This is a genomic window from Streptomyces spinoverrucosus (genome assembly GCF_006539505.1).
GTDB classification, from domain to species: Bacteria; Actinomycetota; Actinomycetes; order Streptomycetales; family Streptomycetaceae; genus Streptomyces; species Streptomyces spinoverrucosus.
This window is the reverse complement of record NZ_BJND01000067.1, coordinates 23,929-48,711: the sequence shown is the minus strand read 5'-3', so window position 1 is coordinate 48,711 and position 24,783 is coordinate 23,929. Positions and strand designations below refer to the sequence as shown.

Below are 24,783 nucleotides of genomic sequence, written 5' to 3'. Positions count from 1 at the left end.
CCGTGCGTACGCGAGTGCGGCTATCGCGGTGGTGGCGGCCTCAGCATGCCTGCCTGGCTGCGGGCGCGCCTAGCTGCGGGCAGTCGTGCCGCTTGGGCGGCACGGGTGGGCGCAGCGGCACCCCGTTGCGCCGGGGTGCGTGACGCCGGGGGGCAGCTGCAACGCCGGGGTTTTAGAGGAACGCCAGGTGTACGAGCCCGAATGCGCACGCCGCTACCGCTGCTGCTGCGGGCATCGTGATGAACCAGCCCAGGATGATGTTCTTGGCCACGCCCCAGCGGACCGCGTTCACGCGCTTCGTTGCGCCGACGCCCATGATGGCCGAGGTGATGGCGTGGGTCGTGGAGATGGGGGCCTTGAAGAGGAAGGCCGTGGTGAACATGATCGACGCGCCGGTGGTTTCGGCGGCGAAGCCCTGCGGGGGGTCGAGTTCGATGATGCGGCGGCCCAGGGTGCGCATGATGCGCCAGCCGCCGGCGTAGGTGCCGAGGGAGAGCATGACCGCGCAGGCGATTTTGACCCAGACGGGGATGGGGTCGCCGTAGTCCTCCACGTCCGCGATGACCAGGGCCATGACGACGATGCCCATCGTCTTCTGGGCGTCCTGGAGGCCGTGGCCCAGTGCCATGCCGGCCGCGGAGACGGTCTGCGCTATGCGGAAGCCGCGCTTGGCCTTGTGCGGGTTGGCTCGGCGGAAGATCCACATGATCGCCGTCATCACCAGGTAGCCGACGATCAGGCCGACGACGGGGGAAACGAACATGGGGATGATGATCTTGTCGAGGACGCCGTCCCAGTAGACCTGCGTGCCGCCCGCCAGGGCCGCGCCGACCATGCCGCCGAAGAGGGCGTGGGAGGAGGAGGACGGGAGGCCGAAGTACCAGGTGACCAGGTTCCAGGTGATCGCGCCGAGGAGGGCGGCGAAGAGGATGCCCATCCCCGTGGAGCCCTTGGGCGTTTCGATCAGGCCCTCGCTGACCGTTTTGGCCACGCCGCTGCCGAGGAACGCGCCGGCCAGGTTCATGACCGCGGCCATGGCGAGAGCGGCCTTCGGCGTCAGGGCGCGCGTCGACACGGACGTGGCGATCGCGTTCGCCGAGTCGTGGAAGCCGTTGGTGTAGGTGAAGAAGAGGGCGACCAGGATGGTCACGACCAGGGCGAAGGTGTCCATGGACGGGTCAGGACTCCTTGACGGCGATGGTCTCCACCGTGTTCGCCACGTGCTCGAAGGCGTCCGCCGCTTCCTCCAGTACGTCCACGATCTGCTTGAGCTTGAGGACCTCGATCGCGTCGTACTTGCCGTTGAAGAGGTGGGCGAGCAGCTTGCGGTGGATCTGGTCGGCCTGGTTCTCCAGGCGGTTGACCTCGATCCAGTACTCGGTGAGGTTGTCGAGGGTGCGCAGGTGCGGCATTGCTTCGGCCGTCAGTTCGGCTGCGCGGGCGAGGACCTCGATCTGCTGCTCGACGCCCTTGGGGAGTTCCTCGATGTTGTAGAGGACGACCAGGTCGACGGCCTCCTCCATGAAGTCCATGATGTCGTCGAGGGACGATGCGAGGGTGTAGATGTCCTCGCGGTCGAAGGGCGTGATGAACGAGGAGTTCAGCTGGTGGAAGATCGCGTGCGTGGCGTCGTCACCGGCGTGTTCCGCTGCCCGCATACGCTCTGCGATCTCGGCCCGGGCGGAAGCGTCCGCCCCGAGCAGTTCCATCAGGAGTTTCGAGCCGGTGACGATGTTGTCCGCGGACGCGGCAAACATGTCGTAAAAGCTCGTCTCCCTGGGGGTCAGACGAAAGCGCACGTGGGGTCCTCGGGGTGCTTCGGTTTCGGTCAGGCTGATGCTAGGCGCATCATCCGGCCACGGCTAATGGGCCGTCCTCCAGTGTCGCCCATGAATTCCGTGCATCTGTACGGGGGCGGTTCGGTGGCCGGCTTCGGGCAGGGGCCAAGGGGCCCATACCCAGCAAAGTTCGGTACGATATACCCAGTAGGGGTATGTGGATGGAGGGTGCGGGATGACGACCACCGAGGCCGGCGAGGGCGTGGTGACCGACCATGACCGGGGCATCCACGGGTACCACAAGCAGAAGGACGAGCATCTGAAGCGGCTGCGGAGGATCGAGGGACAGATCCGGGGGTTGCAGAGGATGGTCGATGAGGATGTCTATTGCATCGACATACTCACGCAGGTCTCTGCTTCCACGAAGGCTCTGCAGTCCTTTGCCCTGCAGTTGCTGGAGGAGCATCTGCGGCACTGCGTCGCCGATGCCGCGCTGAAGGGCGGGGACGAGGTCGACGCCAAGGTCGAGGAGGCCACGAAGGCCATTGGGCGGTTGCTGCGGACGTGAGCTTTCGCTCACGTGCGGGGGGCGTTGTCCCCGCGTTCCTCGGCCACCCTCAGGACCTCGTCGATGCTCTCCAGGCTCAGCCGGTCCTCGCCCGCCGCGGAGGCCGCGATGATCAGCTCTCCGCACAGCTCGATCTCGGCGAGGGCCACGTGGTCCTGAACTGCCGTACCGCCGACCGGAGCCACGTGCATCACCTCTTCTCTGCCGTCACCGGCTTCCTAGAGTAGGGAGTGGCCTACACAACGCGCATGGCACGGACGGGCTAGTTCACGCCGGTCACTCCTCGGCGATCCGGCCGGCGTAGATGTCCTCCTCGGGCGGCAGGCGTACGTCGACGGGGGCGCCGAAGTCGTAGAGCAGGGTCGTCGACGCGACCGCCACGGTGGCTTGCTGCCGGCCGTTGACGAAGCTGAAGCGGTGCCTGATCTTGCGGATGCGGCCCTCGTCGTCGAGGTATACGTCGAACGGGACTTCGGCCTTGGCGAACCCTTTCGCCGCCGCCGCGAGTGACGCCCGGCCCTCGGGGGACGCGGTCCTGGCGGCTTCGGTGAGGTCGGCGGTGCCCCGGTAGTGGTTCACCTCGGTGCCGGCGATCTCGGTGCGGCCGACGTACTGCGCGGTGCGGGTGCCGCGCAGCACCTCGGCGGCGGCGTAGGGGTCGGTGGCTCCGCCGGTGACCAGGTTGCCGTCGGAGAGGGTGCTGGTGTCGACCCGTACCCACTTGTCCGCCGGGACTCCGGCGCCCCGGTTCTTCATGTAGAGGGCGCCCGGTGCGAGGAGTTCGGTGATCGGGCGGTGCTCGGTCTGGCCGGACGGGTCCTGCGGGAGCATGACCTTCAGTCGGCCGCGCTGGCGGGTGTAGTCGTAGACGCCCTCGCCGCGGATGGTGACGCGGGTGCCGCCGGTCGCCATCTCCATCGACGTCCGGGCCTTGGACGTGCCCGCGTCGACCAGGGTGTCGGCGGCTTGGTGCAGCGTACGGACCGGGTCGGCGGGGCGGGCGTCCTCGGCGGCGGCGCCGCTGCCCGCGCATCCGGAGGCGAGAAGGCAGACGCAGGCCGTGAGTCCTGCCGCCGCGACCGCTCCGCCTGTCCTGCCGTACTGCTCCGCCATCGTCTGCCTACCCCCAGCCGTACGTTCGTCTCGGGCCCCCTGTTGTTCCGGTTAACGACGGGTAGGTTGAGCCGTCACGCGGAGCCCGGGGTCGTGGAGGGGTGCGCGGGGCGTGTTCGACGGCGGTTCGCGGATGCGGCCGGGCCGGTGCATAGAAGGCGCTTACTCCCGGCTGGCCGGCTGTTTACCTGGCCTGGGTAACGTCGTCGGAGTGACAGAGCAGGATCGGTTCGTCCGAGGTCAGGACCGTCCGGAGCATCGCACCAACACCGTTGAGCAGGGGCCCTTCTGTGTGGCCCGCTGTGTCTGCGGCTGGCGTGGGCCCGCGCGCCGGGCGCGGAGTCAGGCTCGGACGGACGCGGCGGGGCATGTGGCCGGATCCTGACGGTCTCGAGCGTTCTCCGGCGTGGCGCAATCCCGACGGTCCCGCTCGTTCTCAGGCGTGGCGCATGGTCGCCAGTAGTTCGTCCACCAGTTCGCGGTCACGGGGCTGGGTCAGGCGCAGCCGGGCCGCCGTGGGCGGCAGCCACAGGATGCGGTCGACCTCCGTACTCGGGGTGAAGCCGCCCGAGGTGGCCTCGGCCGCCCAGTAACGGACCTGCTTGGGGCGGCCGTTCGCCAGGTAGTGCAGCGTGGGCAGCTCGGCGCCGGGCGTCGCGGTGTAGCCGGTCTCCTCGCCGACCTCCCGCAGCGCGCCCGCCAGCGGGTCCTCATCGCGCTTCAGCTTGCCCTTGGGGTGGGACCAGTCGTCGTACTTCGGACGGTGGACCAGACAGATCTCCAGTCCCCCGCCGCCGGGGGAGCGGCGCCACAGCACGCAGCCGGCCGCCTGGACCGGGGTGTCCCTGGTACCGGTCAACGCCGCTCACCGCCCCCTCGGGCCCTCAGGACGTGCCTACCGCATGCTTCTGCCACGACTGCTGGAACTCGAACCGGGCCGCCTCCACCTCGTGCCGCTGGTCGGCGTGCAGCACGCCGAGCGCGTACGCCGTCGCCGGTGCGATACGCGGCGTACGGGCCGCGGCCGCCGCTGCCGCCGCCGCCTCGGAGGCGTCGCGGTGCCGGTTGAGGGCCTGTCCCGCGGCCAGCAGACGGACGTCGACCGGGGCGTCCTCGCCGAGGAGGACCTCGCGGGCGTAGCGGTGCAGCCGCAGCAGCAGGCGGACCTGGTGCCAGGGGGCGTCCTGCGGGTGCGGGGCGGGGTCCGGGGAGAGGCCGTGGATCAGGGCCTCCGCGTTGTACGGGTGGCCCGCGGTGACCAGGGGCAGGGCGGCCACCGCGTCCGTGAGGCGTTCCTCGGCCGCCGCCGCGTGCGGACGCAGGTCGGCGGTGGCCGCGGCCGGGGTGAGCGGGACCTCGCTGGCGAGTACGGCGACCTTGTCGGCGACCGCGTGGAAGCGGGAGGAGCCGAGCGCCTGCAGGGCGCTGGAGTGGGCCCGGGTCCGGGCGAGGGTGAGCTGGCGTTCGAGCAGCGCGCCTGCCTTGGCCGCGCCGACGGTGAGGTTGCCGCGTTCCGGGGCCGCCGGGGGACCGGCGGTGGGAGGCGCCGCCGGTTCCACCCGTGCCGCGCCGGCGGCCCGGCTGCCCGCGGCCACGCCGGCCGCCGTGGCCGCCGACTGGGTCGGGAACGTCGCCCCCGACAACCGGTGCAGGGCCTGGAGCAGCCGCTCCAGGCGGGCCGCGTAGGAGTGTTCCAGGGCCAGGGTCCCCGACAGCCAGGCCAGTTCCGGGCGCATGCCCTCCGACCAGTCGGTGTCCAGCAGCGGACGGAACGTGTGCAGGCTGCCGCTCATGCGGCGGGCCGAGCGGCGCAGGGCGCGCGCCGCGTCGACGGTCTCCTCCGTGCCGTTGTGGTTGTTGGCCCCGGCACCGGTCTCCCGGTGCTGCCGGAGCGCACGGAGGAACTCCGTGGCCTGGGCGCGCAGGTAGCCCGCGAGGGCGTCTCCTGTCACCGGCCCGGCCACCGGGTCCGTCGGGTCAAGGTGTTGCTGTGCCACGCCGGCGCCTCCGGGCGTCTATGAGCATCTCCTGGATGTTCCGCAGGGGTTGGCCGTCCGCGTCCATCGCGTGCCGGGTCCACTCGCCTTCCGGGCCCAGGTGCCAGGAGGCGGTGGAGTCGGCCATGCCGGTCTCCAGGAGCCGGTTGAGCGCGGCGCGGTGCGCCGGGTCGACGACGCGGACCAGGGCCTCGATACGGCGGTCGAGGTTGCGGTGCATCATGTCGGCGCTGCCGATCCACACCTCGGGCTCGCCGCCGTTGCCGAAGGCGAAGATCCGGGAGTGTTCGAGGAAGCGGCCGAGCACCGAGCGGACCCGGACGTTCTCCGACAGGCCCGTCACTCCCGGCCGGATCGCGCAGATGCCGCGCACCCAGACGTCGACCGGCACGCCCGCCATGGACGCGCGGTACAGGGCGTCGATGACGGCCTCGTCGACCATCGAGTTGACCTTGATGCGGACGTAGGCGGGACGTCCGGCACGGTGGTGCTGGGCCTCCTTGTTGATCCGCGCTATCAGGCCGTCGCGCAGCGACTTGGGGGCGACCAGCAGCCGGCGGTAGGTCTCCCGGCGGGAGTAGCCGGACAGCCGGTTGAACAGGTCGGACAGGTCCGCGCCGACCTGCGGGTCGGCGGTGAGCAGGCCGAGGTCCTCGTAGAGGCGGGCCGTCTTCGGGTGGTAGTTGCCGGTGCCGACGTGGCTGTACCGCCGTAGCGTGTCGCCCTCCTGGCGGACCACCAGCGACAGCTTGGAGTGGGTCTTCAGGCCGACCAGGCCGTAGACCACGTGGCAGCCGGCCTCCTCCAGCTTGCGCGCCCACTTGATGTTGGCGTGCTCGTCGAAGCGGGCCTTGATCTCGACCAGGACGAGGACCTGCTTGCCGGACTCGGCGGCGTCTATCAGTGCGTCCACGATGGGCGAGTCGCCGGAGGTCCGGTACAGGGTCTGCTTGATGGCGAGGACGTCCGGGTCGGACGCGGCCTGCTCCAGGAACGCCTGCACGGAGGTGGAGAAGGAGTCGTACGGGTGGTGCAGCAGGACGTCCCGGGCGCGCAGCGCGGCGAAGATGTCGGGCGCTGAGGCGGACTCGACCTCGGCCAGGTCGCGGTGGGTGCCGGCGATGAACTTCGGGTACTTCAGCTCGGGCCGGTCCAGGCTGTGGATGCGGAACAGGCCGGTGAGGTCGAGCGGGCCGGGCAGCGGATAGACCTCGGCCTCGCTGATCTTCAGCTCGCGCACCAGCAGGTCCAGCACCTCGCGGTCGATGGACTCCTCGACCTCCAGGCGGACCGGCGGGCCGAAACGGCGCCGCATGAGTTCCTTCTCCAGCGCCTGGAGCAGGTTCTCGGCGTCGTCCTCCTCGACCTCCAAGTCCTCGTTCCTGGTCAGCCGGAAGGCGTGGTGCTCCAGCACCTCCATGCCGGGGAAGAGCTCTTCCAGGTGCGCGGCGATGACGTCCTCCAGCGGGACGTACCGGCCGGGGGCGGCCTCCAGGAAGCGGGAGAGCAGCGGGGGCACCTTGACGCGGGCGAAGTGCTTGTGGCCGCTGACCGGGTTGCGGACCACGACGGCCAGGTTCAGGGACAGGCCGGAGATGTACGGGAACGGGTGCGCGGGGTCCACGGCCAGCGGGGTCAGCACCGGGAAGATCTGGTGCCGGAAGAGCGTGAACAGACGGGCCTGTTCCTTCTCGGTCAGCTCGCTCCAGCGGACCAGGTGGATGCCCTCCTCCGCGAGCGCGGGGGCGACGTCCTCGTGGTAGCAGGCGGCGTGCCGGGCCATCAGCTCGCGCGAGCGGGCCCAGATCATCTCCAGCACCTGCATCGGCTGCAGTCCGGAGGCGGAGCGGGTGGCCACGCCGGTGGCGATACGGCGCTTCAGTCCCGCCACCCGGACCATGAAGAACTCGTCCAGGTTGCTGGCGAAGATCGCCAGGAAGTTGGTGCGCTCCAGCAGGGGCGTGTTGGGGTCCTCGGCGAGTTCCAGGACACGCTCGTTGAACGCCAGCCAGCTGCGCTCCCGGTCGAGGAACCGGCCCTGCGGCAGCTGGACGCCGTCGACCGTGGTCTCCTCGTACACATCGAGGTCGGCGTCGAGGTCGGGTTCCAGGTCGGAGACCGTGGCCGAGACCGTGTGGGGGCGGTGCGCGGCGATGGAGCCCACGGAGGGCTGTGCGTGCTGGACCTCTGCCTGGGCGTTCTGCTGGCTCATGGCCCCATTGTTCCGCGCCTGGGGCGAAACGGGCGCGTCGGACCGAGCGGGCGGGATCGTCACGGCCCCGTTCACCGCGAGGCCCTCCGGGGGCGGCGAAGGCTGTGGCACAGCGGGCGTCATTGGCCGAGCGTCGCAAGCTTGGCTGAATCAATGGTTACGGAGACATGACGTGCGGGATAGCGGGGGGCGGCCCCCCGGCGTCCGCGGGGGCGGGGACGGCGTACTAGCACCCTCCCAGTACGCCGCCCGCCCGCACGCCGCTCACGTGGTGCGGCGGCGCAGCAGCTGGAAGGCGGCCAGGACCGCGAGGGCGGTCACGGCGAGGACGATGCCGGTCTCCACCAGCTGCAGTGGCCAGAAGTGGGAGCTGGGGTGGTAGTCGCGGTAGAAGCCGACGATGTCGTGGTCGGCGAGGCACTGGGCGTCGTCGATGCACAGCGGGTCCTGGACGCGGGCGCCGGTGGAGGTGAGCGCGCCCTCGTCGACGAATGCCCCGCCGATCGCGGGGTAGCCGGTGGTGCCGGTCACCGTCTCGGTCGGCCACAGCCGCGGGCGCAGCTCGGACACGGCCACCGTCAGGGTCAGCAGGCCCAGCACGCCGACGCCGAGTCCGGCCGTGGTGCGGCGCGTGAGCAGGCCGGCGAGCGCGCCGACGGCCAGCGCGAGCAGGGCGTAGGCGGTGGCGAGGGTCCCGTTGGCGGTGAACGCGACGCTGTCGTACCAGTCGCGGGTGCCGGTCGCCGCGCGCAGTGTGCCGTCGGCCGACCACAGCAGCCGGTGCAGCAGGGTCAGGAGCAGGGTGCCCGCGGTGATCAGGGCGGCGGGGACGGCGAGCTTGGCCGCCAGCCAGCGGACCGGCGTCACGGACTGGGTCCAGGCCAGCCGGGCGGTGCCCTGCTCCAGCTCGCGGCCGATCAGTGAGCCGCCCGCCCAGGCCGCGATGAGGACCGGCGCCACGGTGAGCAGGCCGCTGCCGACGGTGGCGGCGAGTTCGTAGCGCTGGAAGGCGGTGTCGCTCGTGCCGCACAGCCCCTGGCCGCAGCCCAGCTTCCGGTACACCTCCTCGGCCGCGGTCACGCCGGGCCCGTACGCCCACAGCAGGGCGCCCGCGGCGACGGCCACCAGCATTACCCAGAACCACAGCGCCGAGCGGTGCAGACGGAACATCGCCCAGGTCAGGCCGTGCAGGCGGCCGCTGCGCGCGGGGACGGTCACGGCGGTCATACGGCGGCCTCCTCGGGGACGGGTCACGGCGGTCATACGGCGGCCTCCTCGGGGGCGTCGAGGCGGAGTTCCGGCGCCTCGGGGGAACGCAGATGGGACAGCACCAGCTCCTCCAGGGACGGCTCGGCCGTCCCCCAGTCGCCGCCGACCGGGCCCCGCGGCCGGACCAGGGCGGTGAGCTGGCGGCCGGTCGTACGGGACTCGACGACGGTGTGCGGGCCGAGGTCGCCGGTCGCCGGGCCGGTGACGAGGGTGTGCGCGGCGAGCAGGTCGTCCAGCGGGCCGGACAGGCGGATCCGGCCCGCGCCGAGCAGAAGCAGGTGGTCGCAGGAACCCTCCAGCTCGGCGACGACGTGCGAGGACATCACGACCGTGGTGCCGCGCTCGGCGGCGTCGGCCAGCAGCATGCCCATCAGCTGGTGCCGGGCGAGCGGGTCGAGGTCGGCCATCGGCTCGTCGAGCAGCAGCAGTGCGGGCCGCTTGCCCAGCGCGAGGGCGAGCGCGACCCGGCTGCGCTGGCCGCCGGACAGGGTGCTGATCCTGGCGTCCGGGTCCAGCTCGCCGCCCGCGACGACCCGCTCGGCGACGGCCGCGTCCCAGACCCGGGGGTTGAGCTCGCGGCCCAGGCGCAGGGTCTCGCCGACGGTGAGCTGCGGGTGCAGGGGCTTGTCCTGGGCGACGTACGCCAGGCGCTCGCGGGCCTCGGAGGGGGTGCCGCCGAGGATGGTGAGGGTGCCCTCGGTGGGGGTGGTCAGCCCGGCGGCGAGGGCGAGGAGGGTCGACTTGCCGGCGCCGTTGGGGCCGACGACGGCGCAGACGACGCCGGTGGGCAGGCGGAAGGTGCAGGAGTCCAGCGCCTGCCGTCCCCGCCGCCGGAACCTCTTGCCCAGCGCGGCCGCCTCGATGGCGGTGTCGGTCATGCCCGGTCCCCCTCGTGCTCCTGGTGCCCCTGGTGTTCCGTGAACTGCTCATCGAGTACGGCGGTGAAGAGCGCGGCCACGTCCTCCCGCTCCAGCCCCGCCCCGCGCGCCCGCTCCGCCCACGCCACCAGCTCCGCCCGCAACGGGGAGTCGGCCGGGGCGGCGCCCAGCGACCGCCGGACGAACGTGCCGAGGCCACGCCGCGCCTCGACCAGGCCCTCGCGTTCCAGCTCGCGGTAGGCCTTGAGGACGGTGTTCGGGTTGATGGCGGTGGCCTCGACGACCTCGCGGGCCGTGGGCAGCTTGTCGCCCGGTTGCAACAGGCCCAGCCGCAGGGCCTGCTTGGTCTGCTGGACGATCTGGACGTAGGTGGCGACGCCGCTGCGCCGGTCGATGCGGTACTCGACCACTCGGACACCACCCTTTCACTATTTGAGTAGTGAAAGGGTGGTGCAAGTGAGGGGGCGGCGTCAAGATCGCCGCGCTCATTCGGCTGTTATGTACGGATATGCCTCACGTCTCGGTGCGGTACATCAGATCCGTCTCGTACGTCGTGAAGCCCATCCGCTCGTACACGCTCACCGCCGCCTTGTTGTCGGCGTCGACGTACAGCATCGCCGTCGGCAGTGCCTGCGCCGCCAGATGCCGCAGGCCGATCGAGGTGAGCGCCTTGCCCAGCCCGGTCCCCTGGGCGCCCGGCGCGACCCCGAGCACGTACACCTCGCCGAGCTGTTCCTCGGCGTGCACCTTCGTCCAGTGGAAGCCGACGAGTTCGTCGCCGCGGAAGGCGAGGAAGAAGCCCTCCGGGTCGAACCACGGCTCGGCCTTGCGGTCGTCGAGGTCCCGCTGGGTGAGCGAGCTCTGCTCGGGATGGTGGGCGAAGGCGGCGGCGTTGACGGCCAGCCAGGCCGCGTCGTCCTGGCCCGGCACGAAGGTGCGCACGGTCACGCCCTGCGGCAGGACCGGCTCGGGCAGGTCCAGTCCGGCCAACGGCCGCCGCATCTGGCGCAGTTCGCGGAACAGGGTGAGGCCGAGCACCTGCGCCAGGTGCCGGGCGGCGGCGTGGCCGCCGTGGGCCCACACCCGCAGCCGCTTGCCGGACGCGGCGAGCAGGGCGGAGCCGAGGGCGCGGCCGTGTCCGTGGCCGCGGTGCGAGGGGTGGACGACCAGTTCGGCGGCCGGCGCCTCCACCGGGTCGGTGTCCTCCAGCTGGGCATAGCCGACGAGTTCGCCGCCGACGATGAGCAGCAGATGGGACACGCCCTCACGGGCGCCGCCGCGGATCTGGAGCCGGCCCTGCTCGGACACCGCCTGCTGGCCGTCGCTGCGCGCGGCCGTAGCGAGCAGGTCGAGTACGGCCTCGGTCTGCTCCGGGTCGAGCGCGGCGTGGGTCTCGATGGAGCGGGCGAGGGGGCCGCCGGGCCGTGCGCTGTCGTCGCTGGTCATGCCTATGAGGGTACGGGGCGGGGGCGGCAAAGTGGCGGTACGGGGAGCGCTGGGGGAAACCGGTACGAAAGCCCGTGCGGATACCAGGATGTAACCATGAACCCCCTGTCGCGCTACGCGCGTTGACTCTAGGCTGCGGCCGGACGGGAGCCACGTCCCACGAACCTCAGCTGACCCACCAGGGGGGCACATGCCGGCCACATCCCAGCCGCACCCGCACCGCAGACGTCGTACCACCCGGCTGCTCGCCGCAGCCGCCGGACTCGCCACCGTCGGTGCGTTGGCGGCCGCGCTGCCGTCGACCGCGAGCGCCGACGACCACCGCGGTGGCCACCGGCCGAGCCGCTACCAGGACGTGCAGCTGCTGTCCTTCAACGACCTGCACGGCAACCTCGAACCGCCGGCCGGCTCCTCCGGCCGGGTCACGCACGTGCACGAGGACGGCACGACCGAGACGATCGACGCGGGCGGCATCGAGTACCTGGCCACGCACCTGCGTGAGGCCCGCAAGGGCAACAAGTACTCGATCACTGCGGCCGGCGGCGACATGGTCGGCGCCTCGCCGCTGATCTCGGGCCTGTTCCACGACGAGCCCACCATCGAGGCGCTGAACAAGCTCGACCTCGATGTCACGGCGGTCGGCAACCACGAGTTCGACGAGGGCGCCAGGGAACTGGCCCGCCTGCAGTACGGCGGCTGCCACCCCACCGACGGCTGCTACACGGACAAGAGGTTCAAGGGCGCCGACTTCCCCTACCTCGCCGCGAACGTCCTCGACGAGAAGACGAAGAAGCCCATCCTCAAGCCGTACTGGGTGTGGAAGAAGAACGGCGTCAAGGTCGGCTTCATCGGCGTGACCCTGGAGGGCACCCCCGACATCGTCTCCGCCGAGGGCGTGAAGGGCCTGGTGTTCAAGGACGAGGTCGAGACGATCAACAAGTACGCCAAGCTCCTCCAGCGGCAGGGCGTGAAGTCGATCGTCGCCCTGGTCCACGAGGGCGGCTTCCCGGCCTCCTCGGCGTACAACTACGACTGCGACTCGCCGGGCGCGGGCGACGGCATCTCCGGCCCGATCGTCGACATCGCCAAGAACGTCACCCCGCAGGTCGACGCGCTGGTCACCGGCCACACCCACGCGGCGTACGTGTGCACCATCAACGACCCGTCGGGCAAGCCCCGTATGGTCACGTCGGCTGCCTCCTTCGGCCGCCTCTACACCGACACGACCCTCACGTACGACCGGTGGACGGGTGACATCGCCCGTACGGCCGTGAAGTCGGCGAACCACGTGGTCACCCGGGACGTCCCCAAGGCGCCCGACATGACCGAGCTGATCAGCAAGTGGAACACCCTCGCCGCCCCCATCGGCAACCGCGCCATCGGACACATCTCCGCCGACATCGGCAACTCCGGCACGGAGTCCCCGCTCGGCGACCTGATCGCCGACGCGCAGCTCGCGTACGGCAAGGAGCTGGACCCGGAGACGGATCTGGCGCTGATGAACCCCGGCGGCATCCGGGCGCCGCTCACCTACGCGGCCAAGGCCGGTGAGGGCGACGGCGTGGTGACGTACGCGGAGGGCTTCACGGTCCAGCCGTTCGCCAACACGGTCAACCTGCAGGACTTCACGGGCGAGCAGCTGATTCAGGTGCTCAAGGAGCAGGTGAGCGGCGCGAACACGGCGTCGCCGAAGATCCTGCAGATCTCCTCGGGCCTGACGTACACGCTGGACCTGACGAAGACGGGCGCTGACCGGGTGCTCGCGGACTCGGTGAGGCTGAACGGCGCGCCGATCGACCCGTCGGCGGTGTACCGCGTCGCGACCAACAGCTTCCTCGCGGGCGGCGGCGACGGCTTCCCGACGCTGGGTCAGGGCACGAACGACCTGGTCGGCGCTGACGATCTGACGGCACTGGAGAAGTACCTGACGACCAACTCCTCGGCCACGAACCCGATCGCACCGCCGAAGGCGGACCGGATCACGGTCGTGAGCTGACGGTTGCTTTCCCTGCCGTGAAGCGGGGCCCCGGAGCGGATCCGGGGCCCCGCTTTTCGCTGACTTCGTCTTTTCTCTAACTCCGCTTCGGCCCGGTGATCGCCTCATCGATCACGAACCCCTTGGCGGGGCCTTCGGAGATCGTGACCTCGGTGCCGTAGGGGACGCGGTGTACTCGCGACGCTTGCGGATGCGGTCACGGTCCTGGTTGCGCTTGCCGGGTGAGACCACCTCGACGATGAGGGAGAGAACGGAAGCGGCCACACCCAGCTCCTCGTCGTCGCAGTGCGGCTCCAGGTCCTCTGGGGCGATCAGGACATCAGGAATCCATCCCTTGCGCTGGTGGGCCTCGCTTGCGCGCGAGCGGTCATGGCGGCGCCTCCTCGCGATCACGTAGATACGGCGACAGGGCTGACCGGGGGCGATGGCCTCGGATCACTCGATCAGGGTGTCGTGACGGGGTCGCTGTTCGCCCACCTCGATGCGCGCGCCCCGGCTGACGGCGACCCGTAGTACGTCCTCCAGGGACTCGGTGGCCCGCGTGAGCGCGAACCGCACCGCGCGCTCGCCCGCCCGGTGGTCGGCGAGGACGGCCCTGGCGCCGGCCAACACATGCTCACCCGAGCTGATCTGAGCCTCCTCGATGTCATCGGGGAGCCTGGAGAGAAGCCCGCGGCCGCGGTCGGGGCTGAGGTAGCAGGGCTTGCCTTCGGGGGTGGTCCAGGGGAGGAGGCGGAGAGGGTGGGGCATACGGAGTCCTTTGGGTCACGGCGGCTTTGACGAGCGGTGATTACCGATCGTGCCTCGATCGTCACTGCTTGCCCGTACGCTTCGGAAGAGGGCGAGGGTTGTCTGCGGGCCCTGGGCAACAAGGAGGGGTGACGTGGCCGAAGTGGCTGACGGGGAGCGGCAGTCGGGGCGGGCTGTACTGGGGCGGACGTGGAAGTTCCTTCGGGAGAAGGCCGGCAAGTCGCTGGGGCAACTGGCCGAGGAGACGGGGTACGACAAGAGCTACTTGAGCCGCCTGGAGTCGTGCGAGCGGCTGTCCAAAGTGGCGGTCATGGAGGACCTGGACAGCTACTACGGCTGCGGCGACTTACTGATCAGCCACTGGGAGGCGGCACGGCTGGACGCCTTCAAGGACCAGTACAAGGAGTTCATGGCGCTGGAGGCGACGGCGCGCATCATGTGGATGTTCACGCCGGGTGTGCCAGGACTTCTGCAGACTGAGGACTTCGCGCGGGAGGCGTTGTCCGGCCCCCAGACAACACTGGAGGACGACGACTGGGGCGAGGAGCAGGTAGCGGCCCGCATCGGACGGCAATACGTGCTGCAGCAGAAGCCGGAGCCCAACGTCCGCATCATCATGGACGAGTACGCGTTCCGCCGCCCCGCTGCCCTCCCGAAGACCTGGGAAAACCAGCTGCTGCGCATCGAGGCCGTCGCGATGTGGCCGAACGTGACGCTCCAGGTGCTGCCCTTCGCCGCCGGGGTCCATCACCACATGCACGGATCGCTGACCCTGCTGTGGCAGAAGGACGGAGGTGGTGTTGCCTACGTTGAGGGCAACACCCGGGGTGAGTTGACCGAGGAACCGGACGGCGTTCTGCGGCACCGACTGTCCTACGATCGGCTCCGGGACCTGGCATTGTCCCCGTCGGACTCGCTCGCGTTCGTCAGGGACGTACTGGAGGGGCACAGATCATGAAGCACACCCCCGATCTCAGCGCCGCCGTGTGGCGCAAGTCGAGCTACAGCGACGGGGGAGACAACAACTGCGTCGAGGTCGCCGACGGCTACCCCGGCATAGTCCCCGTCCGGGACAGCAAGGTCCCGGAGGGTCGCGTGCTGGTGTTCGGGGCGTCGTCGTGGTCCGCGTTCGTGGGCGGCGTGAAGGAGACGGCGTGATCGCCGATCTCAGCACCGCCGCCTGGCGCAGGTCGAGCTACAGCGAAGGCGGAGACAACGACTGCGTCGAGGTCGCCGACGGCTAGCCCGGCAAAGTTCCCGTCCGGGACAGCAAGGCCCCGGACGGCCCGGTGCTCGTGTTCGGGGCAGCCTCGTGGACGGCGTTCGTGACGGGCATGAGGACGGACTGAGCCTCGCCCCCTTTACTGTGATTACCCGGAGGCTGGACGCCTCGCGGGCTCCTTCGCCGGGCGCCTGGTCACCGTCCTGGCGGCACGGTGTGGCCGGCCGAGGCCGCCACCACCGACGTCGTCCCCCTGACCACGGACGTCTCCGCCGTCGCGGCGCCCGCTACCGGTAGCCCCGCCGAGACGAGGCCCGGCGCCGGGTCCGGGCACTCGTCGGTCATCTGCGCCCGGCGGACGGGGCCGTCAGGACGCCGTAGGCGTCCAGTCGCCCAGCCAGTCCGCGACCTCCTGCTGTGCCGCCTGGGCGTCGGTGAGTTGCGGGCGGTTGGTGCTCGCGGGACCGGCGCCCGGGCCGGTGTTGCGGTACTCGGCGAAGCGGTCGCTCTTCCAGGAGAAGCCGCCCATGTCGGACCAGGGGGTGGGCTTGATTGCGGCGCTCAGGGTGCTGTTGCGGACCGTGGTCTGGGGGCGGAGCGACGCGTCGCCGCCGGCGTGCCAGTTGCGGCCGAGGAAGAAGCTCGCGGCGGAGACGTCGCCGTTCACGGTCGAGCGGTTGATGAGGAAGCCCTTGCGGTCGGCCGGGGTGCTCGGCGCGGTGATGTACCCGGCGGAGGTGCCGTCCCACCGCTTCTTCAGCGTGAGGATCGACCGGTCGATCACGGCGGTGGCCCGCCCGAAGACGAAGTCGACGTTGCCGGTGACGTAGGAGTTGGTCAGGTAGACCCGGCCGAGCCTGTCCTTGGCGGCGGTGTCGAGGAGGAGGGTGTCCTGGTCGCCGTTGACGATGATGCTGTCCAGGAACACCTTGTCGGCGGCGGTGCGCAGGGCGACGGCCTGATGCCCGCTGAGGCCCTGGTTCGCCCTCTCGTCGAAGTCGTTGGTGATGGTCAGGTTGCGGGCCTGGAAGTCGTCGGCCTCGACGGCGACGGTGGCGCTGCCGCTGGTGCCGTACGTGCCAGAACCGTCGGGCTTGGGCGTCCCGGCGGCGTTGTTGTAGACGATGACGGTGTCCTTACGGCTGCCGCCGGTGCCCTGGATGGTGAGGTGCGGCTTGTTGGACGGCACCTTGACGGTCTCGCGGTACGTGCCCGGCTTGACGGCGATGACGACGCGGGAGGGGTTGTTCGCCGGGACGGCGTTGACGGCGGCCTGGACGGTGGAGTACTGGCCGGAGCCGTCCTTGGCGACGGTGAGGGTGGTGGCGGCTGCTGCCCTGGTGGTCGTACCGATGGACGTACGAGGGCCCGCGCCGGACTTGAGAAGTGCGGGGACGTCTGCGGCCGGGTCGAGGCTGTAGCCGTAGTAACCCTTCGGGTCGAAGCCACTGCCGCCGCCGCTCTCGTTGCGGCCGCTGGTGCCGGAGAAGACGTTGCCGCGCTGGACGAGGGTGGCGGTGGTGTCCCTGATGACGGGGTTCTTGAAGCCCTGGAAGTAGGAGTTCTCCAGGACCATGCTGGTCTTTCCGCGGGCGTAGTTGCCGTAGGAGGAGCTGATGGCGGTGCCTGCCGTGTCCTCCAGGAAGTTGTTGTAGAGGTGGGCGTGGGCGGCGTTGTCGGTGGACGGGTTGCGCTGCTCGGTCTCGCGGATCCAGTTGTGGTGGATCGTGATGTCGGTGACGACGTTCTCGGTCCAGCCGATGCCGAAGGCCTTGTTGTTGTCGCTCAGCTTGTTCCAGGAGACGGTGATGTTGGTGCTGTTCTTGCGGACGTCGATGAGCCCGTCGGCCATGTGCCGCAGGTCGTTGTGATCGATCCAGATGTGGTGGGCGCCGTCCATCTGGATGGCGTCGAAGTCGTGTTCCTTGTCGTTCCAGACGCCTTGGTACGAGTCCCGGATGGTCAGGTTCCGGATGATCACGTTGTGCACGCCGTTGCCGAGGAAGAACCCACCGCCGGCGATCTGCCCGGCGGTCCCGGATCCCACGATGGTCTTGTCGGAGGCGACCTTGATCTCCTTGCCGACGGGGGCCATGTTTATGGTCCCGGCGACGACGATGACGTACGGCTCGGTGGCGGTGGCGTACTTCTCCAGGTCGGCGAGCGTCTTGACGGTGACGGTCTTGCCGTCGCGCCCGCCGTAAGTCCCGTTCTGGCCACGGCTGTTGACGGAGGCGAAGCCGTCGGCGGTGTCGGTGGCCCAGGAGGGGGCGGCGGCGGCCTGCGCTGTGGGCTGCGCGTCGTCACCGAAGACACCGAATACCGTGCCGTAGGCGAGGGTCGCGGCGGCGGCGAGGGCAGCGGGTACGCCGATCAGGAGGGCGGTTCTGCGCCGACGGTGACGGGGCTTGCTGCGGGCGGCACTCATGTGCGGGTCCGTTTCGTGGAGGGGTTGGTCGGTGGGGAGTTGCCGCTGGGGCGTGGATGGTTGCCGGGCTCCCGGAATCTCCCGGAATCCACGTCGACCCGTTGGGACCCTCAGGGAACGCGAGGACGGCTGTCCGTCCGGCGTGCTCGGCCTTCATTGACGGGCTGGCCGGCGCGCTGTTCGGGCCGCCCGCTTCTTTGCCAGGGTCGTGCTTCCACGACCCGAGTAAAGGGCGCTCACTCCGCTTCGCTGCGTTCCGCGTCGGCTACGCCGATCGGCCTTCGGCCGCCCCTTGACTCGGCTCGTTCCAGCACGGGGAAGAAGCGAGCGAGCGGCCCGGAAGGCGGGGGCCCAGGTCGGCCGGCCGGTGGGGTGGGCTGGGCGGTTGGCCGGGGTGGGGGCGCGTGAGCGTTTCGCATGGACGCCGGGTGGGGTTGGCGGCTTTCGGCCGGTGGGTGGGCGGTCCGTGGGTGGGGGGTACGCCGGGTGGGGTTGGCGGCTTTCGGCCGGTGGGTGGGCGACCCCTGGGTGGGGGCACGCCGGGTGGGATTGGTGGCTTTCGGCCGGTGGGCTTGTGGCTTGCGTCAGCAGAGCCGGGTGCCCGGGGGTCGGCCAGGAAGTGGGCGAGGAGGAGGGTGACTGGGCAGGGACTGGAGGGCATGGGGCCCTGTCAGACCAGTCCAGTCACATCCATGAATTGGAGCGCCTGGGACACCTCAGAGGCCCAGCCATCCAGGTAGGGCGAAAACCCGGCGCGAACGACTGATGTGAAAGTACGAGGCGGTTATGGTCGTAGACACGACGCGTCGAAGGAGGACATCGATCATGGTTGCCCACGCTGCGGATCGTGACTCGTACGTCCCCCCCATGCCCGAGCGGACCCCGAAGGCGCTGCGTGAGGCCATCGCCGAGCACGCTCCCGAACTCCTCCCTGATTTCGACGCGCACTGGAAGCGGGCCATCGCCGACACGTATGACCTTCGCCCGGTTCCGGCATTCGTGGCCCGCTGGTGGATCGAGTACGCGATTGCCCGTGATCCCAAGCTCGACGCTCACCTGCACGACCTGGAGCACAGGGCGGCGGAGTCCACCGACATCGCCGAGGCCAAGGCCCTCCTCGAAGAGGCGTCGAAGATTCGTCACAAGGCTCTGAGGACGGAGCCCGGCGAGTGACCGACGAGTTCATGGGGCCGCCATGGCAGATGGACTGGCGGCTTGATGCCCTCGCTGCACGCGACGCCCTGCCTGATCACGTTCGTGAGATGGTCGACGCGGCGCGCCTGACGGCATATGGGTGGAGCCGGCACGGTCCAGCCAGCCCAAGGGCCCTCACGTGATGTACCTGGACCACGGAAACGGCTGGCTCACCTACACTTTCGTGCCGCGCGCAGAAGACCCGCAGATCATCGTGGAGCTGGTCTTCTGGCAGGGAGCCTAGAACACCCCCGGGGGCGCCTCAGGCGGAGCAGTAGGCGCCCCCGGCAGCCGCACGGTGGCCACCGTGCCGCCGCCGTTCGCCCGGGACAGGGTGACCTCGCCGCCCGCCTGCTGCACCGTGCGCGCCACGATCGACAGGCCCAGGCCCGAGCCCGGCAGGGCGCGGGCGCTCGGTGAGCGCCAGAAGCGGTCGAAGACGTGGGGGAGTTCGTCCTCCGGGATGCCGGGGCCGTGGTCGCGGACCGTCAGGACACCGCCGTCGAGCTGCACCTCGATCGTGCCGCCCTCAGGACTGAACTTCACCGCGTTGTCCAGGATGTTGACCACCGCGCGCTCCAGCGCCGTCGGCTCCCCCCGGACGTACCAGGGCTGGAGGTCGGCGGTGATGGTCAGTTCGGGACCACGGAGGCGGGCCCTGCGCAGGGCGGTCTCCACGGTGTCCTCCAGCGAGATCACCTGGACGCGCTCACCCCGCTGCCCCTCCGAGCGGGACAGTTCCTGCAAGTCGCCGATCAGCGCCGCCAGTTCCGTCATCTGGGCCTTGACCGAGGCGAGCAGTGCCTTGCGGTCGGCCTCGGGGAGGGGGCGGCCGGTTTCCTCGCTGCGGGTGAGGAGTTCGATGTTGGTTCTCAAGGAGGTGAGCGGAGTGCGGAGTTCGTGACCCGCGTCCGCGATGAGTTGTTGTTGCAGTTCGCGTGAGCTGGCCAACGCCGATGTCATCGAGTTGAAGGAGTGGGAGAGGCGGGCCACCTCGTCCTCACTGTCCTCGTCGACCGGGATGCGTATGGTCAGGTCCTCAGTGCGGGCCACATGCTCGACGGCTTCCGTGAGTTTGTCCACGGGGCGAAGACCGGCTCGGGCCACTGCGAGACCGGCGGCTCCGGCGCCCACGACTCCGATGCCGGAGACGATGAGGAGGAGCAGGGCCAGCTCGTTGAGGGTCTTGTGGGTCTCCTTGAGGGGTACGCCGACTTCCAGCGCGACGTCGGGGTAGGCCTGAGCGGCAGGGCCGATGCCCAGCATGATGGGGGAGGTTCGGACCCGTACGTCATTGCCTTCCGTGTCGGTGCTGTTGTGGATGGCGCGGTCGCTCAGGTCGGGGTCCTCCGCCACGTCCCTGTCGTGGGAGGTGACTTTCAGGACACCCGCGGAATTGGAGAAGACGCAGGCGGTGCCGTCCGACTTCACGACCTGCATGTAGTAGTCCCTGGGCCGCAGGTCGGTGGGCGACTCGGTCACGTCCTGCGGGCAGGTCGCCAGGAGAGCTGCGAGCTGGTCCTCGCCCAGCCTGAAGCTGACGGAGTCGAGCTGCTCGTCCACTTGGCCGTACAGCTTCCCCTGCACGATGAACCAGCACGTCACCGAGACCGCGGCCACCGCGAACGCCACCGCCGCCGCCACCAGCAACGCCAGACGGGAGCGGATGGGAAGCGCGCGGAAGCGGCGGGAAAGCCTGTTCACTCCGCGCCGCCCTGCCGCAACACATACCCCACACCCCGCACCGTGTGGACGAGACGAGGCTCGCCGCCCGCCTCCGTCTTGCGGCGCAGGTACATCACGTACACGTCCAGCGAGTTCGACGACGGCTCGAAGTCGAAGCCCCACACCGCCTTCAGGATCTGCTCCCGGGTGAGCACCTGGCGCGGGTGGGCCATGAACATCTCCAGCAGCGTGAACTCCGTGCGCGTCAGTTCCACCGGCCGCCCGCCCCTCGTCACCTCCCGCGTCGCGAGGTCCATGCGCAGGTCGGCGAAGACCAGCGCCTCGTCCTCCTGCGCCTCGGCCGCCGCCACCGCCGCCGCGTACGAGCTGCGCCGCAGCAGCGCGCGGATGCGGGCGAACAGCTCGTCCAGTTCGAAGGGCTTGACCAGGTAGTCGTCCGCCCCGGCATCCAGTCCGGTCACCCGGTCGCCGACCGTGTCGCGGGCCGTCAGCATCAGGATGGGCGTGGTGTCGCCGGCGCCCCGGATGCGGCGGGCGGCGGTCAGGCCGTCCATGCGGGGCATCTGGATGTCGAGGACGACCAGGTCGGGCTGGTACGCGGTCGCCTTCTCCAGGGCGTCCGCGCCGTCGACCGCGACCTCCGTGTCGTACCCCTCGAAGGCGAGGCTGCGCTGGAGTGCTTCGCGCACCGCCGGCTCGTCGTCGACGATGAGGATGCGCTGGGGGTCACGGTCGCCTTCGGCGGGGCTCATGCTCGGGTTCCTCGGGTGCGGTGGGAGGCGGGGGCTGACGCTCTCAGCCTCGCATGTCTACGGGCGGTGCCGGAAAGACCAGAGGGAATCGGGGTTCAGGCCCGTGCGGTACGGCGGCGGCGGGCCGCGCTCGGGCGCGCGGCGGGCGTCGCCACCTCGGGCGCCCGCCTTCGTACCGTCGGCGCGTGCAGTTCGTACGCCACCTCCAGCGCGAGATCGAGATCCGTCGCCGCCGCGCCGGGCACATCGTGGGAAACCTGCTTGATCATGCTGTACTCCCGTAGTCCTAGTCGCTCGAACCCGCCCGCAGCTTCGCCAGGTCGGCCTTGACGGTGTTGATCGGGATCGCGAAGCCGAGGCCCACGCTGCCCGCGTCGGACGACGAGCCCGCCGCCGAGTACATCGCGGAGTTGATCCCGATGATGTTGCCGTTCATGTCGATCAGCGCGCCGCCGGAGTTGCCGGGGTTGAGGGACGCGTCGGTCTGGATCGCCTTGTACGTCGTCGTGGACGACCCGGTGTCGCCGTTGAACTCCTGGCCGCCGAACTCGAACGGCCAGCCGCCGCCCGGCTGCTGTTGCTGCTGACCCTGGTCCGTGGCGACGGTCACGTCGCGGTCGAGCGCGGAGACGATGCCGCTCGTCACCGTGCCGGACAGCCCCTCGGGCGAGCCGATCGCCACGACCTCGTCGCCGACCTGCACGCCGTCGGAGTTGCCGAGGGTGGCCGCGGTCAGGCCGGAGGCGTCCTCCAGCTTGATCAGGGCGAGGTCCTTGGCGCTGTCGGTGCCGACGACCTGCGCGGTGTACGACTTGCCGTCGCTGGTCGTCACCTTGATCTGGGAGGCGCCGGAGATCACGTGGTTGTTGGTGACGATCTCGCCGTCACTCGTGATGATCACGCCGGAGCCGGTGGACGAACCGGCGTTCGAGGTGGCGTTGATCTCGACGATGCTCGGGCTGACCGCCTTGGCGACCCCGGCGACCGTGCCCTTCTGGCTGGACGGCACGACGTTCGTGCTGGTGCTGGAGGAGGCCACCGTGTCGTTGCCGGCCAGCTCCTGGATGCCGTACGCCGTGCCACCGCCGACGGCCGCGGCGACGATCGCCACGGCGGCGAGCAGCGCCACCGGTCCCCGGCGCCGCTTCTTCGAGTGCGGAGGCGCGGCCACGGGCTCCGTGAGGAGGGCCGTCGGCTGGTACTGCGGCGGGGGCGGCCACTCGGGGTCGACAGGAGAGGAGGCGTGCTGCTGCCCGCCCTGGTACGGGTTCTCGTGGTTCCCGTGGTTCCCGTGGTTCTCGTACTCGCCGTCTCGGCGGAGGCTCTCGGTCATGTCCATGAGCTTGTCGCCCGACCATGAGAGCTCCCTGAGTGCTGCCTGAGAAGCCCGGCAGAACCTCGTATGCCCGATATAAAGCCGCTTCTCGCAGGTCGCCGAGGTCTCTCAGCAAGCCTTCACAAAGGCTTGCTCACGCACACCCGCACGACCGCCGCGCCACCAGCCGCGACGGAAACACCTTCAGCCGCTCCCGCCGCGACCCCGCCACCCGCAGCCCGTCGTCGAGGACGAGGTCCACCGCCGCGCGCGCCATCGCGGACCGGTCGGACGCGACCGTGGTCAGCGGCGGGTCCGCCAGCGCCGCCTCCTTGATGTCGTCGAAGCCGGCCACCGCCAGCTCCCCGGGCACGTCGATGCGCAGCTCGCGTGCCGCGCGCAGCAGGCCGATGGCCTGGTCGTCGGTGGAGCAGAAGATCGCGGGCGGGCGGTTCGGGCCGGAGAGGATCTCCAGGGCCACCCGGTAGGCGTCATAGCGGTTGTACGGCGCCTCGAAGAGCCGTCCCTCGGTCGGCAGCCCGGCCTCGGCCATCGCGCGCCGCCAGCCCTCGACGTGGTCGGAGACCGGGTCACCGACGGCCGGGGTCTCGGCGGTGCCGCCCATACAGGCGACGTACTCGTAGCCGTGTTCGAGCAGATGCTGTACGGCGAGTTGGGCGCCGCCCAGGTCGTCCGTCACGACGGCGACGTCGTCGATGGCCTCGGGGCGCTCGTGCAGCAGGACGACCCGGGCGTCCCAGGCCTCGATCTCGGCGGCGGCCAGGTCGTTCAGCGCGTGGCTGACCAGGATCAGCCCGGAGACCCGCATCCCGAGGAACGCCCGCAGGTAGTGCACCTCGCGCTCGCCGACGTAGTCGGAGTTGCCGACGAGCACCATCTTTCCGCGCTCGGACGCGGCCCATTCCACCGCGTGCGCCATCTCGCCGAAGAACGGCTGGCGGGCGTCGGGGACGATCAGGCCTATGAGGTCGGTGCGCCGGGAGGCCATCGCCTGGGCCACCCGGTCGGGCCGGTAGCCCAGCTCCTTGATGGCGGCGAGGACACGCTCGCGCGTGGCCGGGGCGACCGGCCGGGGTCCGTTGTTGATGACGTAGCTGACCACGGCGGTGGAGGTCCCCGCCAGCCGCGCCACATCATCCCGAGTCACCTTGGCCACGCGCGGAGTCTACGCGGATGGACCCACTCTGGGCAGGGCGTACGGTGCCTTGTGCGCACCGCAGCGCAAGCGGGCGCTCCCCTGGGGGCGCGCCCGCGCGCCCGTTACGCGTCGGCCGCGACCTCGGCGGCGCCCAGCGGGGCCTTCTCGTCCGCATCCTCCGGCTTTGGCCGGGCGGCCTTGGCCTTGGCTTCGTCCGCGGCGCGGTCCACCTTCTCCGGCGTAACGAATCGATAACCGACGTTCCGGACGGTCCCGATCAGCGACTCGTGCTCGGGGCCGAGCTTGGCGCGCAGCCGTCGTACGTGGACGTCGACCGTGCGGGTGCCGCCGAAGTAGTCGTAGCCCCAGACCTCCTGGAGCAGCTGGGCGCGGGTGAAGACGCGGCCCGGGTGCTGTGCGAGGTACTTCAGGAGCTCGAACTCCTTGAAGGTGAGGTCGAGGACGCGCCCCTTGAGCTTGGCGCTGTACGTGGCCTCGTCCACGGACAGGTCGCCGTTGCGGATCTCCATCGGCGAGTCGTCGTTGACGATCTGCTGCCGGCCCATGGCGAGGCGCAGGCGTGCCTCGACCTCGGCGGGTCCGGCGGTGTCGAGGAGTACGTCGTCGATGCCCCAGTCGGCGGTGACCGCGGCGAGGCCGCCCTCGGTCACCACGAGGATGAGCGGGCAGCCGGGGCCAGTGGAACGAAGCAGCTGGCAGAGGCTGCGCACCTGCGGGAGGTCGCGCCGGCCGTCGACGAGGATGACGTCGGCGCCCGGGGTGTCGACGAGGGCGGGCCCCTCCGCCGGGGCCACACGAACGTTGTGCAGCAGCAGGCCGAGGGCGGGGAGCACCTCCGTCGACGGCTGGAGGGCGTTGGTCAGGAGCAGCAGAGAACTCATACGTCTGGTTCCTCCTCGGTCCCTGCGAGGACGTTGTGCGGTGCGGCACTGCTCTGCGATCCCGGGGCCCGTACACCTGCGGTCACCTGCGGTTCTCCGCCTCGTATACAACGCTTCC

24 protein-coding genes and 1 pseudogene are annotated in these 24,783 nt (G+C 70.3%); 6 read left to right on the top strand and 19 right to left on the bottom strand.

Annotation, left to right across the window (positions count from 1 at the left end; translation table 11 throughout):
- Positions 1-172: 172 nt before the first annotated feature.
- The gene (locus SSP24_RS34570; protein ID WP_141313931.1) at positions 173-1,171 is read right to left on the bottom strand and encodes an inorganic phosphate transporter; all 999 of its coding nucleotides are present in this window, start codon (positions 1,169-1,171) and stop codon (positions 173-175) included.
- 7 nt (positions 1,172-1,178) lie between these two features.
- A complete protein-coding gene (locus SSP24_RS34565) occupies positions 1,179-1,799 on the bottom strand; it encodes a DUF47 domain-containing protein (RefSeq protein ID WP_141313930.1) in 621 nt (206 codons plus the stop codon).
- A gap of 214 nt (positions 1,800-2,013) precedes the next feature.
- Between SSP24_RS34565 and SSP24_RS34560 the strand changes: the two genes are divergently transcribed.
- Positions 2,014-2,346 carry a metal-sensitive transcriptional regulator gene (locus tag SSP24_RS34560; RefSeq protein WP_141313929.1) on the top strand — a complete coding sequence of 111 codons (333 nt, stop codon included), beginning with the start codon at positions 2,014-2,016 and terminating at the stop codon, positions 2,344-2,346.
- 8 nt (positions 2,347-2,354) lie between these two features.
- On the opposite strand, the gene SSP24_RS34555 is transcribed toward SSP24_RS34560, so the two are convergent.
- From SSP24_RS34555 to mshD, 9 genes are all read right to left on the bottom strand, one after another.
- Positions 2,355-2,537: a hypothetical protein gene (locus SSP24_RS34555; RefSeq protein ID WP_141313928.1), complete on the bottom strand. Its 183-nt coding sequence runs from the start codon at positions 2,535-2,537 to the stop codon at positions 2,355-2,357.
- Between the two features lie 85 nt (positions 2,538-2,622).
- Complete coding sequence (locus tag SSP24_RS34550) at positions 2,623-3,459, bottom strand: SCO4651 family lipoprotein (protein ID WP_141313927.1); 837 nt, start codon at positions 3,457-3,459, stop codon at positions 2,623-2,625.
- A gap of 436 nt (positions 3,460-3,895) precedes the next feature.
- Positions 3,896-4,318, bottom strand: a complete 423-nt coding sequence (locus SSP24_RS34545) for an NUDIX hydrolase (RefSeq protein WP_141313926.1) — start codon at positions 4,316-4,318, stop codon at positions 3,896-3,898.
- Positions 4,319-4,343: 25 nt separating this feature from the next.
- Positions 4,344-5,456 carry a CHAD domain-containing protein gene (locus tag SSP24_RS34540; RefSeq protein WP_141313925.1) on the bottom strand — a complete coding sequence of 371 codons (1,113 nt, stop codon included), beginning with the start codon at positions 5,454-5,456 and terminating at the stop codon, positions 4,344-4,346.
- Positions 5,437-7,668 (bottom strand): RNA degradosome polyphosphate kinase, encoded by a 2,232-nt coding sequence (locus SSP24_RS34535; protein WP_167529791.1) that lies wholly within the window; start codon positions 7,666-7,668, stop codon positions 5,437-5,439. Before SSP24_RS34535 ends, SSP24_RS34540 begins: the two co-directional genes overlap by 20 nt.
- A 264-nt stretch (positions 7,669-7,932) precedes the next feature.
- Positions 7,933-8,895, bottom strand: a complete 963-nt coding sequence (locus SSP24_RS34530) for an ABC-2 membrane transporter-related protein (protein WP_141313923.1) — start codon at positions 8,893-8,895, stop codon at positions 7,933-7,935.
- Between the two features lie 32 nt (positions 8,896-8,927).
- Positions 8,928-9,815 (bottom strand): ABC transporter ATP-binding protein, encoded by an 888-nt coding sequence (locus tag SSP24_RS34525; RefSeq protein ID WP_141313922.1) that lies wholly within the window; start codon positions 9,813-9,815, stop codon positions 8,928-8,930.
- Entirely contained in the window at positions 9,812-10,225 is a 414-nt protein-coding gene (locus tag SSP24_RS34520) for a GntR family transcriptional regulator (RefSeq protein ID WP_141313921.1), read from the bottom strand. Before SSP24_RS34520 ends, SSP24_RS34525 begins: the two co-directional genes overlap by 4 nt.
- A gap of 103 nt (positions 10,226-10,328) precedes the next feature.
- Complete coding sequence (gene mshD / locus SSP24_RS34515) at positions 10,329-11,261, bottom strand: mycothiol synthase (protein WP_141313920.1); 933 nt, start codon at positions 11,259-11,261, stop codon at positions 10,329-10,331.
- A gap of 190 nt (positions 11,262-11,451) precedes the next feature.
- Here mshD and SSP24_RS34510 point away from each other — a divergent pair, with 190 nt between their 5' ends.
- Positions 11,452-13,257: a bifunctional metallophosphatase/5'-nucleotidase gene (locus SSP24_RS34510; RefSeq protein WP_141313919.1), complete on the top strand. Its 1,806-nt coding sequence runs from the start codon at positions 11,452-11,454 to the stop codon at positions 13,255-13,257.
- A 435-nt stretch (positions 13,258-13,692) separates the two neighbouring features.
- Here the strand turns inward: SSP24_RS34510 and SSP24_RS34500 are convergent, their stop codons facing one another.
- Entirely contained in the window at positions 13,693-14,007 is a 315-nt protein-coding gene (locus tag SSP24_RS34500) for a hypothetical protein (RefSeq protein WP_141313918.1), read from the bottom strand.
- 133 nt (positions 14,008-14,140) lie between these two features.
- Here SSP24_RS34500 and SSP24_RS34495 point away from each other — a divergent pair, with 133 nt between their 5' ends.
- The 3 genes and pseudogenes from SSP24_RS34495 to SSP24_RS34485 all read left to right on the top strand — a co-directional run bounded on the left by SSP24_RS34495 (position 14,141) and on the right by SSP24_RS34485 (position 15,356).
- On the top strand, positions 14,141-14,965 hold the full coding sequence (locus SSP24_RS34495) for a helix-turn-helix domain-containing protein (RefSeq protein ID WP_141313917.1): 825 nt from the start codon (positions 14,141-14,143) through the stop codon (positions 14,963-14,965).
- On the top strand, positions 14,962-15,165 hold the full coding sequence (locus SSP24_RS34490; protein ID WP_141313916.1) for a DUF397 domain-containing protein: 204 nt from the start codon (positions 14,962-14,964) through the stop codon (positions 15,163-15,165). The genes SSP24_RS34495 and SSP24_RS34490 overlap by 4 nt, the downstream gene beginning before the upstream one ends.
- Positions 15,162-15,356 (top strand): annotated as a pseudogene (locus SSP24_RS34485) (DUF397 domain-containing protein). Before SSP24_RS34490 ends, SSP24_RS34485 begins: the two are co-directional and overlap by 4 nt.
- A 240-nt stretch (positions 15,357-15,596) precedes the next feature.
- On the opposite strand, the gene SSP24_RS34480 reads toward SSP24_RS34485, so the two are convergent.
- Positions 15,597-17,657, bottom strand: a complete 2,061-nt coding sequence (locus SSP24_RS34480; protein ID WP_141313915.1) for a pectinesterase family protein — start codon at positions 17,655-17,657, stop codon at positions 15,597-15,599.
- An 825-nt stretch (positions 17,658-18,482) separates the two neighbouring features.
- On the opposite strand from SSP24_RS34480, the gene SSP24_RS34475 reads away from it, so the two are divergent.
- Positions 18,483-18,830: a DUF6247 family protein gene (locus SSP24_RS34475; RefSeq protein WP_141313914.1), complete on the top strand. Its 348-nt coding sequence runs from the start codon at positions 18,483-18,485 to the stop codon at positions 18,828-18,830.
- Between the two features lie 261 nt (positions 18,831-19,091).
- On the opposite strand, the gene SSP24_RS34465 is transcribed toward SSP24_RS34475, so the two are convergent.
- From SSP24_RS34465 to SSP24_RS34445, 6 genes are all read right to left on the bottom strand, one after another.
- The gene (locus SSP24_RS34465) at positions 19,092-20,555 is read right to left on the bottom strand and encodes a HAMP domain-containing sensor histidine kinase (protein WP_141313913.1); all 1,464 of its coding nucleotides are present in this window, start codon (positions 20,553-20,555) and stop codon (positions 19,092-19,094) included.
- Positions 20,552-21,289, bottom strand: a complete 738-nt coding sequence (locus SSP24_RS34460) for a response regulator transcription factor (RefSeq protein WP_141313912.1) — start codon at positions 21,287-21,289, stop codon at positions 20,552-20,554. The genes SSP24_RS34465 and SSP24_RS34460 overlap by 4 nt, the downstream gene beginning before the upstream one ends.
- A gap of 95 nt (positions 21,290-21,384) precedes the next feature.
- Positions 21,385-21,558, bottom strand: coding sequence for a hypothetical protein (locus tag SSP24_RS43155; RefSeq protein WP_167529790.1), 174 nt, complete (start codon positions 21,556-21,558; stop codon positions 21,385-21,387).
- A 17-nt stretch (positions 21,559-21,575) separates the two neighbouring features.
- Complete coding sequence (locus tag SSP24_RS34455; RefSeq protein ID WP_174864773.1) at positions 21,576-22,622, bottom strand: S1C family serine protease; 1,047 nt, start codon at positions 22,620-22,622, stop codon at positions 21,576-21,578.
- 136 nt (positions 22,623-22,758) lie between these two features.
- Positions 22,759-23,781, bottom strand: coding sequence for a LacI family DNA-binding transcriptional regulator (locus SSP24_RS34450; protein ID WP_141313910.1), 1,023 nt, complete (start codon positions 23,779-23,781; stop codon positions 22,759-22,761).
- 104 nt (positions 23,782-23,885) lie between these two features.
- Positions 23,886-24,665 carry a response regulator transcription factor gene (locus SSP24_RS34445; protein ID WP_141313909.1) on the bottom strand — a complete coding sequence of 260 codons (780 nt, stop codon included), beginning with the start codon at positions 24,663-24,665 and terminating at the stop codon, positions 23,886-23,888.
- Between the last annotated feature and the right edge of the window lie 118 nt (positions 24,666-24,783).

Coding starts and splice junctions, on each gene's coding strand:
- SSP24_RS34510 (WP_141313919.1), top strand. CDS start 11,452: ATGCCGGCCACATCCCAGCCGCACCCGCACCGCAGACGTCGTACCACC.
- SSP24_RS34490 (WP_141313916.1), top strand. CDS start 14,962: ATGAAGCACACCCCCGATCTCAGCGCCGCCGTGTGGCGCAAGTCGAGC.
- SSP24_RS34570 (WP_141313931.1), bottom strand. CDS start 1,171: ATGGACACCTTCGCCCTGGTCGTGACCATCCTGGTCGCCCTCTTCTTC.
- SSP24_RS34445 (WP_141313909.1), bottom strand. CDS start 24,665: ATGAGTTCTCTGCTGCTCCTGACCAACGCCCTCCAGCCGTCGACGGAG.
- SSP24_RS34460 (WP_141313912.1), bottom strand. CDS start 21,289: ATGAGCCCCGCCGAAGGCGACCGTGACCCCCAGCGCATCCTCATCGTC.
- mshD (WP_141313920.1), bottom strand. CDS start 11,261: ATGACCAGCGACGACAGCGCACGGCCCGGCGGCCCCCTCGCCCGCTCC.
- SSP24_RS34480 (WP_141313915.1), bottom strand. CDS start 17,657: ATGAGTGCCGCCCGCAGCAAGCCCCGTCACCGTCGGCGCAGAACCGCC.
- SSP24_RS34455 (WP_174864773.1), bottom strand. CDS start 22,622: ATGACCGAGAGCCTCCGCCGAGACGGCGAGTACGAGAACCACGGGAAC.
- SSP24_RS34530 (WP_141313923.1), bottom strand. CDS start 8,895: ATGACCGCCGTGACCGTCCCCGCGCGCAGCGGCCGCCTGCACGGCCTG.
- SSP24_RS34560 (WP_141313929.1), top strand. CDS start 2,014: ATGACGACCACCGAGGCCGGCGAGGGCGTGGTGACCGACCATGACCGG.
- SSP24_RS34535 (WP_167529791.1), bottom strand. CDS start 7,668: ATGAGCCAGCAGAACGCCCAGGCAGAGGTCCAGCACGCACAGCCCTCC.
- SSP24_RS34475 (WP_141313914.1), top strand. CDS start 18,483: ATGGTTGCCCACGCTGCGGATCGTGACTCGTACGTCCCCCCCATGCCC.
- SSP24_RS34550 (WP_141313927.1), bottom strand. CDS start 3,459: ATGGCGGAGCAGTACGGCAGGACAGGCGGAGCGGTCGCGGCGGCAGGA.
- SSP24_RS34555 (WP_141313928.1), bottom strand. CDS start 2,537: ATGCACGTGGCTCCGGTCGGCGGTACGGCAGTTCAGGACCACGTGGCC.
- SSP24_RS34525 (WP_141313922.1), bottom strand. CDS start 9,815: ATGACCGACACCGCCATCGAGGCGGCCGCGCTGGGCAAGAGGTTCCGG.
- SSP24_RS34500 (WP_141313918.1), bottom strand. CDS start 14,007: ATGCCCCACCCTCTCCGCCTCCTCCCCTGGACCACCCCCGAAGGCAAG.
- SSP24_RS43155 (WP_167529790.1), bottom strand. CDS start 21,558: ATGATCAAGCAGGTTTCCCACGATGTGCCCGGCGCGGCGGCGACGGAT.